The sequence below is a fragment of the Actinoplanes sp. NPDC024001 genome (assembly GCF_040638955.1).
Lineage (GTDB): Bacteria > Actinomycetota > Actinomycetes > Mycobacteriales > Micromonosporaceae > Actinoplanes.
In genome coordinates this window covers 1-10261 of record NZ_JBEZZB010000253.1, presented here as the reverse complement: position 1 = coordinate 10261, position 10261 = coordinate 1, and the positions used below count along the sequence as shown (strand labels likewise).

Below are 10261 nucleotides of genomic sequence, written 5' to 3'. Positions count from 1 at the left end.
CCTCGCCCGCCGCCTGCGCCCGGCGAGGTCGAGCGGCTGCGCGCGATCGGGGCCTGACCGCCCGGCCCCGCGGGACGCGCATCAGGGGCGGGCCAGCGTCAGCCCCTCGCCGAAGCGGTGCCCCACAACGCCACCGCAAGGTAGTCGCCGGGGCTGCCGAAGGTCGGATTGGCGAAATAGAGCACCGACATGCCGCTGAACAGCACCAACGCGCCGCCGAGGACGGCGAATCGGCGGTCGGCGCGACGGACCTGCAGGGTCAGCAGCGTGCTGTCGAGGCCGGAGCAGACCGACCCGGCCGGAGGCTTCCCTGCCCGCGGCGCCCGGCACGGTGACGCTGCCGGTGCTCACCGGATCCGGCCCGAGCCCGCCGCAACGCCAGCACGAACGTGCCGACCTCACCCTCGTCCAGGCTCAGCAGCGGCCGCTCCACCCGCAGGACCCCGGCCGGGCGGAACGCCACCGTGAGCGTCAGGCGGTGTCCCCGGCCGGGCAGGCCGTCGAGGACCGGCACCTGCCAGCGCTCCCCCAGCCGCGCGGTGGCGAGGTCGATGGCCGCCGGGCGCATGTCGAGGAACGCGATCGACTCGGCCGCGCGGGCGGGCGCGGGCAGCGCGATCGCTGCACACGTCGCGGCCAGGATCAGCGCCAGCCTGCGCACACCGATGAGCCTGGCACCTCCGAAGTGGACCGCAGAAGCAAGTTGTCATCAGGCCGACGCCGGGTATCCCTCGATCGGCGAAAGGAGAGAACCCATGAGCTACCCCCAGTCAGCAGGCATACCGGTCGCCGCGGCGTTCGCCGCCGAACGGGCGAAGGAGGGCCAGCCCGTGGACGAGGGGCCGACCGTCGGCACCTCGGACGCGCAGGCCGACGCCGCCCGCTCCGGCGCCGGCGCCGATCTGGCCGGCGCGACCCGCGACTCCGACGGCGTTCCGGTCGGCCGGGACGATCTGGAGGAGGACAAGCGCCGGTCCGGCGCCTGACGAACCGCCGGCGCCGGGGCCGGCTCACTCCCCCGAGGTGTGAGCGACCCCGGCGCCGGCTTTCAGGTCGTGGAACAGGTTCTCCCACTGCGCGGCGATGACCGGCATCGCATAGCCCGCGGCGGTCGCCCGGGCCGCCCGGCCCATCTCGGCGCGCTCGTCGCTGTTCTCGATCAGCCGGACCACCCCGCCGGCCAGGCCCGCCACGTCCTCGGCGGGCACCAGCACCCCGTTGACGCCGGTCTCCACCACCTCCGCCGGGCCGGTCGGGCAGTCGAACGACACCACCGGCAGGCCGGCGCCCATCGCTTCGAGCAGCACCATCGGCAGGCCCTCCTTGCGGGAGCTGAGCACGAAGATCGACGCCTGGGCCAGCTCGGCGTCCAGGTTGCGGCTCAGACCGCGCAGGCGGACCACGCCCCGCAGGCCGGCCCGCTCGATCTGGTCGGCCAGCCGCTGCCGCCAGCGGCCCGCGCCGAAGATGTGCAAGTGCCAGTCCGGGTGCCGCTCATGCACCCGCGCGAAGGCTTCGATCAGCAGATCGAAGCCTTTCTGCCGGGTCAGCCGTCCGGCGGCGGCAACGATCGGGCCACGCGCGATTTCCGGTACGTCCGGACGCGCCGGCGTGCCGTTGGGAATGCGGACCAGGCGCACCGAATCGCCCAGGGCCTCCCGGTATGCCGCGTAGTCGGCACGGGTCAGCACGGTCACCGCGTCGAGTCGCGGATAGGCCCGCCGGATCGCCGCCTGCAGCCGGGGCCCGTAGCCGGCGAAGTTCATGTGATCCTGCCCGACCCGGATCAGCCGGCGCGGCGCGAACCAGGCCGACATCAGGTTGAGCCCCGGGCGGGTGGTCACCAGTACGACGTCGTGCTGCGCCCGGAAGTAGCGGATCAACCGCAGGTCGACCTGCGGATCCCACCGCCGGTACCGGTGGTCGCGCCGGTGCGGCAGCGGGTTGGGCAGGCGCCGCGTCTTACGCCAGAACCGGGGCGGCGCCGCACCGGCCTCGGTCCACGGCAGACCGTTGTCGCGCAGGTCGGTGAGCGAGACCAGCCGGACTCGCGGGTCGAGCGGCAGAGCGGGCGCCTTGGCCGTCCGGTACACACTGGCGATCTCGATGTCGTGGTCGCCGCACAACGCGTTGGCCTGGTTGAAGACAGTGCGGATGGTGCCGCCGGTCCCGTAAGCGTTGTTGATGACATACCGAATCCTCACCCGCCCAACCTATGGCGTGGGGTCAATCCGCACCGAACTAACCCATGGTCGACATGCTCGGCACGGTGAGCAAGGCACAGCGCGCCTCGCAACCGTCCCCGGAGTGCGGGGTTCATGTGTGGCCGGCCTCCGGGACCGCGGGTGGCGGAGCCCGCGTTCCGCCGGTATCTCAGCTGAGGAACGCCGCGATGCGGGCCGCGTCGCCCCAGGACAGGGTGAAGCCGGCGCCGCCGTGGCCGTAACAGGCGAAGACCGGGCGGTCGTGACCGGGCACCGCCTCCACCCGCACGCTGGACCGGGCCGGGCGCAGGCCGACCGCGCGGGACAGGATGGGCTGGCCGGCCAGTTCCGGGACCAGGGCCCGGACCCGGCGCAGGATCCCGGCCTCGATCCGCGGATCCGGCTGCCGATCCCAGGATCCGGCCTCGCCGGTGCCGCCGCAGACGATGTCGTGCCGGCGCGGCACCACATAGGCGAGACCGTCCGGATTGTCCTCGTCGGTGATCCACTCGGTGAGGCCGGGATTGGCCAGGCGCACCACCTGCCCGCGGATCGGGAAGGCCTCGTCGTCGTCGCCGAGCAGCGCCGCCGAGCGCAGGCCGGCCGCGACGACCAGCGCGTCCGGTGCGCCGTGCCGCAGGGCGTCCGGGATCGAGCGGACCTCGGCGGTGTCGATCCGGACGCCGAGGTCCAGCACCCGGGCGCGCAGCCAGGACAGGTAGACGTCAGTCTGGATCAGCGGCACCGTGCAGCGCACGCCGGTGGCGCCGGCCGGCAGGCGGGCCGGGTCGGCCGGCTCGTGGTGCGGCACCGCCCGGGTCCACGACGTGTCCGGATCGGGGCGGCGCGACAGGACGGTGCCGGCGCGCATGTGCACACCGGTGGCGGGGTCGTCGGCCAGTTGCCGGAATCGCCGGTAGGTGACCTCGGAGGAGTCGATGACCTCGGTGGAACGGGAGACGTCGTGCGGGAACCAGATCGCCGCGGCGACGCCGGACACGCTGGCCGGCGCCTCCTGCGCGGCCAGGATCCGCACCTGGTGGCCCGCTGTCGCCAGTTCGTGGGCCACGCTCAGGCCGATCACGCCGGCGCCCACCACAGTCACCCCGCCCACAAGATCACACGATAGCGTGACGCGGCCGATCGAGGGGTGGACGATGTACTGGGATCCGATGCCGACAGTCGCCGCCCCGGGCCCGGAGACGTACCTGCGTGGCCGGTGGGCGGACGGGACTACGCCGCCTATGGGGCGGGCGGCCTCGAAGCCGATCTCCGCGCGTACGGATTCTGGCTGGAGAACCGGCGCCCGCCCGCACCCGGCGAGAAATTGCCCGATCTCTGCGGGCGCACAATGCCATGATGCGTCCGTGGCGGACGACGATCTCTGGTACGCGATGCCCACCCTCACCGGACGCCTCGTCCGGCTGGAACCGTTGACCCTCGAGCACGCCCCGGCCTATCTGGCCGCGGCCGGCACACCCGCCGAGGCCGCACAGATCTTCCGCTGGCAGAGCGCGCCGACCGGCGCCCTCGCGCCGCCGGCCGACGAGGAGGCCGCCCGCCGGCACATCCTGACCGCGCTCGCGGCGCGAGCACGCGGAGCCCGCCTGCCGTACGCGCAGATCGACGTCGCCACCGGCCGGTTCGCCGGGACCACCTCGTTCGCGGACCCGGATCCCCGGCTGCGCACGCTGTCCATCGGCTACACCTGGCTCGGGCAGCGCTGGTGGGGCAACGGGATGAACACCGAGGCGAAACTGCTGATGCTGACCTTCGCCTTCGAGGTCCTCGGCGCCGTCCGGGTCGCGCTGGTCACGGACATCCGCAACGAACGGTCACAGGCCGCCATCGAGGGCGTCGGCGCGATCCGGGAAGGCGTGCTCCGCAAGCACCGCCGCCGCGCCGACGGATCGTGGCGGGACACCGTCCTCTACGCGATCGTCGACGACGACTGGCCGCAGGTGAAGCAGGGCCTCCACGCACGCCTGGCAGCATGACCGACCTCGCGCAGGTCGTCGCGGGCACGCCGCCGGGCGGCCTGCCGATCGGGTACGGCCCAGGCGGCACCCTCACGGTTCAGCGGGTTCCACCGGACCGGGCGCTGCACAGCTGGCAGGCGGCCTTCGACCTCATGCCGGTCACCGGCCACTGATGGTCACCGACTGGGGTGACACGCTGCACATCCAGGACACCCCGACGCCCAGGCAGGCATGGCTGCACCGCCCCAGGCGTCAGCTGTTGAGCGCTTTGACGGCTTCGACGATATCGGGATTGTCGGACTGGAGACGGCCGGCCCAGCCGGCGTTCTCTCCCAGATTGACGGGTGCGCGGTCGCCCACTCCCTCGATCTGCTCGGCGAGCGATGGGCCCTGCTGGTCGTCCGCGAGTTGGTGCTGGGGCCGAAACGCTTCACCGATCTGCGGGCCGGCCTGCCCGGCGCCGACGCCGACATGCTGTCGCAGCGCCTGCGCGAGTTGCAGAGCGCCGGTGTCGTGCGGCGCCACCGGACCCCGCCACCCGCCAGCGCCTGGGTCTACGAGCTGACGCCGTGGGGCCTCGAGCTGGAGCCGGTCTTCAGCCACCTCGGCCGGTGGGGCAGCCGGTCCCCGGGCATGCGGCACGACGCCCCGATCGGTGTGGATTCGCTCATGCTGTCGCTGCGAGCACTGTTCAGCCCGGCCGCCGCCGACGGTCTCACCGCGACGGTCGCGCTCACGGTCGACGGGCAGGACTTCCAGGTCCACGTCGGCGGTGGCCGGCTGGAGGTCACCCGGGCCGACCGGTCCGGCCCGGCGCGAGCCTCGACACCGGCCCGGCCACCCTGGCGGCCCTGCTTCACGACGGCCGGCCCCTCGACGTCGCGGTCCACGAGGGCGATCTCCGGCTGAGCGGGGGCCAAGCGGTGGCCGAGCGCGTCTTGCGGCTCTTCCCGCTACCCGCACCGGTCGAGCCCGGCTGACCGGAACCCGCGGCGGCCCCCGCCGGGACCGGCCGAGGACCAGGTCGCGGCAAAGACGTCCGCGGCCGGCCCCGCCGGGACCGGCCGACCCGCTCAGGCGCGCAGCGGCGCCCGGCCCAGCGTGCGGATCGGGCGGGCAGCCAGCAGCCCCACCGCGGTGAGCAGGGCCACCACCGCGCCCACCAGCAGGACCCAGTCGGTGCCGACCGCGTCGACAGCCGGGCCCGCCAGGGCGCTGCCGATCGGGTACATGCCGACCGACCCGGCCACCTCGTAGGCGTGCACCCGGTTGAGCACCTCGCCGGGCACCTGGGTCTGCACGCTGGTGGCCCACATGACACCCCAGAACCCGATGCCCGCGCCGACCGCGATCTGGGCGACGGCGAGCAGCCAGACCGGCCAGCCGAGCACGATGCCGAGCGGGTAGAGCGGGTAGGCCAGGATCGCCACCGCGCCGGCGGCCAGGGGGTGGGCCGGGCGGTAGCGGATCGCCAGCAGGCCGCCGGCCACGGTGCCGGCGCCGAGGGCGGCGCTGAGCAGGCCGAACGCGGGTGCGCCGTGCTCGGGCACGAGGACGCCGGCGGCCACCGACAGCTGCGGGCCCCAGGAGAGCACCGCGAAGAACATCCAGATCACGATCACGCCCCAGAGCCAGCTGCGGGCGCGGAACTCCTGCCAGCCGACCACCAGGTTGCGCCACAGGCTCTGGCCGGCGGGCGGGGCGGGCACCGCGCCGAGCCGGAGCGTGAACAGGCAGAACGCGCTGATCCCGTAGGCGATCGCGGAGATCACCATGACCCAGCCGGTGGCGCCCAGCCCGACCAGCACGCCGGCCAGCGCCGGGCCGCCGAGACCGGTGAGGGCCTCGGAGGTGCGCAGCACGCCGTTGGCGCCCTGCACGTCGCGGGCGACCAGCGGGACCGTCGAGGAGGCGCCGGGCTGGAACAGGGCGTTGGCGGTTCCGGCGACCACGAGCAGTGCGTACAGATGCCACAGCTGGTCGATGCCGTGGAGGAACAACCACCCGAGCAGGACGTGGGCGGCGAGGTTCGCCAGGTCGGCGACGATCATCATGCGGCGGGCGGTGAACCGGTCGGCGAGGACGCCACCGAAGAGCACCAGAGCGGCGAACGGCCCCACCAGGAAGGCCATCGCGTAGCCGGCCGTGCTCAGGCCGTACCCCGCGCTGAGCAGGCCGGCGGCGACCGCCACCGGCAGCATCGCCCAGCTGAGCAGGCCCGCGCTGCGGGCCGTGAAGTAGAACCGGAAGTTGCGGGACCAGATGGCCGACTCGCTCGGCCGGAGATTGAGGCTCACGCCCGACGACGTTACGTGCACATGCATTTAATGCACAAGAACTTAATGCAGAGGAATCTAGTGCACGCCCATCTATTGCCGCCGCATGGATTAGGCTGGGGACATGGAGCCCACCGTCGTCGACCAGTGGCGGGAGCTGACGGCCCGCCAGGTCCGCATCGGCAACGTGCTGGAGCAGGCCCTGGAGCAGCAGCACGGCCTGAGCCGCCACGAGTTCGAGGTTCTTGATCAGCTGGCCGAGTGCGCGCCGGACGCGAAACCGCGGGTGCAGGACATCGCCGACGTCGTGCCGATCACCCAGAGCGCCCTCTCCCGCCTCATCGGCCGCCTGGAGAAGCAGGGCCTCATCGAGCGCAGGCTCTGCGAGGCCGACCGGCGGGGCATCAACGTCTTCCTCACCGACGCCGGCCGGGCCCGGCACGCCGAGGCCCAGCCCACCTACCGCGCGGTGCTGACCAGGGAGTTCGCGTCCTGCGACGCGGCCGAGGCCGCCGGCCTCGCCCTCGGGCTCGGCGAGCTGTTCGAGGCCCGCAGCCGGGCCGCCGGCTAGCTCAAAGATCGTCCGGGGTACGCGATGAGCTGTCCCCCGTGTCCCCGCGATTCGCGGTGCGCACCTGCTCCACGTAGATCATCGCCACGGTGACCGCGATCGGCACGGCGAGCGCCCACCACGCCCCGTACACGAAGCCCAGCACCACCGCGACCACCAGCCCGAGCGTCAGCGTCAGGCACCCGGCAAGGAAGATCGGCGGCGGATCCTGCTCCTCCGGCGCGGCGGGCGCAGCAGCGGCCGCCGGCAACTCGGGATGCGGCACCGGAAGATCGGCGAAGACCCGCATCAGCTCGGACCGGGTGCGCGCCTGCTCGACCGCCTCCACCCGCCGCTCGAACTCGGCCGGATCGAGCCGCTTCTCGACCAGGTGCGCGTCGAGCGCTTCCCGCGCCGAGTCGCGCTCCGGGGTCCCGATCAGCAGATCAGGCACGCCGTCGACCGGTTCGCCGTCCTCGGAGCCAGACACGGCGACAGCCTAGTCATTCACTTCAAGGCGCCGGCGGCACGGTGGAAGCGATCGCCCAGGTGGGCGAAGGCGTCGGTGAGCTCCCGCGGGCCCACGATCTCGAGGTCGGCGTCGTACCGGGCGAGGGCGGCGGCGAGGCCGGGCCAGGACCAGGAGCCGAGGGTGAGCCGGCATCGGCCGTCACCGAAGTCCTCGACCAGGCCCTCGCGGGTGTAGCGGGCCATCTCGGCGGCGCTCCGGTCCAGGATGACGGTGCCCTGGCACGGCCAGCGGCCGGAGTTGTCCGTCGAGCCGCGGAAGACACCGGTGACGTAGGCCGCGACGTCACCGCCGGGCAGCTCGCGCGGGGTGAAGCGAGGGCCGTTGGGGATGCGCAAGGTGATCCGGTCGGCGCGGAAGGTCCGCCAGTCCTGCCGGTCGAGGTCGAAGGCGATCAGGTACCAGCGCCCGTCCCAGGTGATGACGTGGTGCGGTTCGGCGCGGCGCGGTGAGCTGTCGGCGCCGTAGTCGAAACGCAGGGTTTCCCGGGCGTGGACGGCGGCGCTGAGGGCCAGCAGCACATCGCCGTCGACCGGCGCGGCGGGCCGGGTGGTGGGCCGCTCGACGGCGGTGACGCGCAGGGCGTCGACCCGGTTGCGCAGCCGGGCGGGCAGGACCTGGCGGATGGTGTTCAGCGCCCGCGCGGCGGGTTCGGCGAGGCCGTCATCCGTACGCGTGGCGGCGATCTGCAGGGCGACGGTGAGGGCGATGGCCTGCTCGTCGTCGAAGAGCAGGGGCGGCAGTTCCGTGCCGGCGCCGAGCCGGTAACCGCCGTCCGGGCCCTTGGCGGCGGCGATCGGATAGCCGAGTTCGCGCAGCCGGTCGACGTCGCGGCGCACGGTGCGCAGGCTGACGTCGAGGCGGTCGGCCAGCAGGCTGCCGGGCCAGTCGCGGCGGGTCTGCAGCAGCGACAGCAGGGCCAGCAGGCGCGCGGAGGTCTTCGGCATGGATCCCACTCTGCCAAAAGTAGGTGTCACAACCTGGCACCTACTGCTGCGAACCTTGCTGCCGAGTCACCTTCCGAAGGAGCACGTCATGAGCATCGCCACCACCGCCCACCTCAACTTCCGGGGCGACGCCCGGCCGGCGCTGGAGTTCTACCGGTCCGTCTTCGGCGGCCGGCTGACCACCGTCACCTACGGCGACTTCGGCATGCCGGCCGAACTGCCGGACGCGAGCAGGATCGTGTTCGGCGAGGTCAGCGCGGACAACGGCTTCCGGATCATGGCCTACGACATTCCCAGCCAGGCCGGCGCGGAGGCCGGCCCGGCCGGCACCACCCGGCGCGAGCACGGCATGACGCTCACCCGCGAGCCGTTCTTCCTTTCCGTACGAGGGGAAACCGTGGCCGAGGTCGGCGACCTGTGGAAGAAGCTCTCCGACGGCGCCGTCGTCGTCGAGGAGTTCGGGCCCGCGCAGTGGGCGCCCGCGTTCGGGATACTGACCGACCGGTTCGGCATCACCTGGATCCTGGACGTGGCCGGCTGACAACCCTCTTCTCGTGGGGAGCGTGTGGCACGCGCTCCCCACGAGAGTCGCCGGGACATCGATACTGATGCCCATGCGTAAGACGATCGTGATCGCCACCGCGGTTCTCCTGCTCGCCGGCTGCGGGCAGGACGCCACACCACAGGCCGCCCCCTCGGCCACCGCCTCGCCGGCACCGTCGGTCACGCCGACCCTGGTGGCGGCGACCCACGACGTTCCGGCGGCCTTCGCCGGCTGGTTCGCCGAGGATCCCTCCACGCTGGATCTCGGCAAGCCGGAGATCTTCGGCAACGAGGTCGTCGGGCCGGGCTACCAGGCCACGATCGCGAACGTGGCGACGCGCCCGGAGATCGCCGTCGACGACGTGGCTTCGCTGCACCTCACCGCGCAGGCCGGGACGTTTCCGCCGGCACCGGCACCGGGCACCCGGGAGCGGGTGACCCTGCGGGCCGGCTCGGGTCGCGAGTTCGTGATCGCCAAGACGGACGGCACGCTGGCTAAGGCGTCGGTCCGGGTCGGCACCACGTCCTACCCGCTCGGCGAGACCGCGGAGGATGCCCTGCTCGTCGTCGCGGCCGCCCCGAAGACCACGGTGCTGCTGGAGGTCGGTGACGACGGCCACCGGCAGGCGCTGAACATGCGGACCGGCCTGCGCCACGCCGAACCCGGCCGGTACGACACGATCGTCGAGCAGTGGAACACCACCAACCGGGCCGCCGAACGGATCGGCAACTACGCGTGGGTTCGCGCCGGCGGACGGATCTACGCGGTCGTCGTCCAGTCGTACATCGTCAAGCGGCTGCCGTGGATCGAAGGGCGCGGCTACGCGCCGAAGGGCAAGGCCTGGCTCAGCGCGGAGGTCCATGTGCAGGCCGGCCCCGTGCCGGGCAAGGGCTACGACGGTGACCGCGCCGAGGTGACGCTCGACCCGAGCCGCGGGTTGCGGATCGACGGCATGGCCCCGATCAGCGGGAGCTACCGCCACGAGGCCGGCACCTACGAGTTCGTGGTCCCGGTGCCGGCCCGCTTCACCAGCGGCGGCCTGCGCATGTCCGTCGCCGGCGCGAAACTCACGGTCAACGACAAGAGCAAGAGCTTCAGCGTCGTCCAGACGGCCGGCTCCACCACGACCATGAAACTCGACTAGTACTGCTACGGCGGTTCGTAGCTTCCGAGCGTGCTGAGTCGTTTGCGGTAGTGGGAGTCACGGGATCGTTGAAGGCAGCGGCGGCGGA

The 10261-nt window shown here is 72.8% G+C and carries 13 protein-coding genes; 7 read left to right on the top strand and 6 right to left on the bottom strand.

The window, feature by feature from the left end; all coding sequences use genetic code 11:
* Nucleotides 1-259: 259 nt before the first annotated feature.
* Nucleotides 260-661 carry a hypothetical protein gene (locus tag AB0F81_RS48105; protein WP_360210613.1) on the bottom strand — a complete coding sequence of 134 codons (402 nt, stop codon included), beginning with the start codon at nt 659-661 and terminating at the stop codon, nt 260-262.
* A gap of 94 nt (nt 662-755) precedes the next feature.
* Between AB0F81_RS48105 and AB0F81_RS48100 the strand changes: the two genes are divergently transcribed.
* Nucleotides 756-986, top strand: a complete 231-nt coding sequence (locus tag AB0F81_RS48100; RefSeq protein WP_360210611.1) for a hypothetical protein — start codon at nt 756-758, stop codon at nt 984-986.
* A 24-nt stretch (nt 987-1010) separates the two neighbouring features.
* Here the strand turns inward: AB0F81_RS48100 and AB0F81_RS48095 are convergent, their stop codons facing one another.
* Together AB0F81_RS48095 and AB0F81_RS48090 are read right to left on the bottom strand one after the other, a co-directional pair.
* Nucleotides 1011-2204 (bottom strand): glycosyltransferase family 4 protein, encoded by a 1194-nt coding sequence (locus tag AB0F81_RS48095; RefSeq protein WP_360210609.1) that lies wholly within the window; start codon nt 2202-2204, stop codon nt 1011-1013.
* A gap of 169 nt (nt 2205-2373) precedes the next feature.
* A complete protein-coding gene (locus tag AB0F81_RS48090) occupies nt 2374-3318 on the bottom strand; it encodes an FAD-dependent oxidoreductase (protein ID WP_360210607.1) in 945 nt (314 codons plus the stop codon).
* 253 nt (nt 3319-3571) lie between these two features.
* On the opposite strand from AB0F81_RS48090, the gene AB0F81_RS48085 reads away from it, so the two are divergent.
* Genes AB0F81_RS48085 through AB0F81_RS48075 form a run of 3 tightly spaced genes read left to right on the top strand, consistent with a single transcriptional unit; the run spans nt 3572 to nt 5092 of the window.
* Nucleotides 3572-4201 carry a GNAT family protein gene (locus AB0F81_RS48085; protein ID WP_360210605.1) on the top strand — a complete coding sequence of 210 codons (630 nt, stop codon included), beginning with the start codon at nt 3572-3574 and terminating at the stop codon, nt 4199-4201.
* Entirely contained in the window at nt 4198-4356 is a 159-nt protein-coding gene (locus AB0F81_RS48080) for a hypothetical protein (protein ID WP_360210603.1), read from the top strand. Before AB0F81_RS48085 ends, AB0F81_RS48080 begins: the two co-directional genes overlap by 4 nt.
* Nucleotides 4357-4414: 58 nt before the next feature.
* Nucleotides 4415-5092, top strand: a complete 678-nt coding sequence (locus tag AB0F81_RS48075; RefSeq protein ID WP_360210601.1) for a helix-turn-helix domain-containing protein — start codon at nt 4415-4417, stop codon at nt 5090-5092.
* A gap of 164 nt (nt 5093-5256) precedes the next feature.
* On the opposite strand, the gene AB0F81_RS48070 is transcribed toward AB0F81_RS48075, so the two are convergent.
* On the bottom strand, nt 5257-6480 hold the full coding sequence (locus AB0F81_RS48070) for an MFS transporter (protein ID WP_360210599.1): 1224 nt from the start codon (nt 6478-6480) through the stop codon (nt 5257-5259).
* Between the two features lie 103 nt (nt 6481-6583).
* On the opposite strand from AB0F81_RS48070, the gene AB0F81_RS48065 reads away from it, so the two are divergent.
* Nucleotides 6584-7030, top strand: a complete 447-nt coding sequence (locus AB0F81_RS48065; protein WP_360210597.1) for a MarR family transcriptional regulator — start codon at nt 6584-6586, stop codon at nt 7028-7030.
* A gap of 1 nt (nt 7031) precedes the next feature.
* On the opposite strand, the gene AB0F81_RS48060 is transcribed toward AB0F81_RS48065, so the two are convergent.
* Together AB0F81_RS48060 and AB0F81_RS48055 are read right to left on the bottom strand one after the other, a co-directional pair.
* Complete coding sequence (locus AB0F81_RS48060) at nt 7032-7499, bottom strand: DUF1707 domain-containing protein (RefSeq protein ID WP_360210595.1); 468 nt, start codon at nt 7497-7499, stop codon at nt 7032-7034.
* Nucleotides 7500-7516: 17 nt separating this feature from the next.
* A complete protein-coding gene (locus AB0F81_RS48055) occupies nt 7517-8485 on the bottom strand; it encodes a WYL domain-containing protein (RefSeq protein WP_360210593.1) in 969 nt (322 codons plus the stop codon).
* Nucleotides 8486-8573: 88 nt separating this feature from the next.
* On the opposite strand from AB0F81_RS48055, the gene AB0F81_RS48050 reads away from it, so the two are divergent.
* Both AB0F81_RS48050 and AB0F81_RS48045 read left to right on the top strand, forming a co-directional pair.
* Nucleotides 8574-9026, top strand: coding sequence for a VOC family protein (locus tag AB0F81_RS48050; protein ID WP_360210591.1), 453 nt, complete (start codon nt 8574-8576; stop codon nt 9024-9026).
* Between the two features lie 73 nt (nt 9027-9099).
* Nucleotides 9100-10173, top strand: coding sequence for a hypothetical protein (locus AB0F81_RS48045; protein ID WP_360210589.1), 1074 nt, complete (start codon nt 9100-9102; stop codon nt 10171-10173).
* The last annotated feature ends 88 nt before the right edge of the window (nt 10174-10261 follow it).

What these genes read in the sequence shown, in the direction of transcription:
- AB0F81_RS48080 (WP_360210603.1), top strand. Translation starts at nt 4,198, where the DNA reads ATGACCGACCTCGCGCAGGTCGTCGCGGGCACGCCGCCGGGCGGCCTG.
- AB0F81_RS48055 (WP_360210593.1), bottom strand. Translation starts at nt 8,485, where the DNA reads ATGCCGAAGACCTCCGCGCGCCTGCTGGCCCTGCTGTCGCTGCTGCAG.
- AB0F81_RS48065 (WP_360210597.1), top strand. Translation starts at nt 6,584, where the DNA reads ATGGAGCCCACCGTCGTCGACCAGTGGCGGGAGCTGACGGCCCGCCAG.
- AB0F81_RS48100 (WP_360210611.1), top strand. Translation starts at nt 756, where the DNA reads ATGAGCTACCCCCAGTCAGCAGGCATACCGGTCGCCGCGGCGTTCGCC.
- AB0F81_RS48075 (WP_360210601.1), top strand. Translation starts at nt 4,415, where the DNA reads ATGGCTGCACCGCCCCAGGCGTCAGCTGTTGAGCGCTTTGACGGCTTC.
- AB0F81_RS48050 (WP_360210591.1), top strand. Translation starts at nt 8,574, where the DNA reads ATGAGCATCGCCACCACCGCCCACCTCAACTTCCGGGGCGACGCCCGG.
- AB0F81_RS48045 (WP_360210589.1), top strand. Translation starts at nt 9,100, where the DNA reads ATGCGTAAGACGATCGTGATCGCCACCGCGGTTCTCCTGCTCGCCGGC.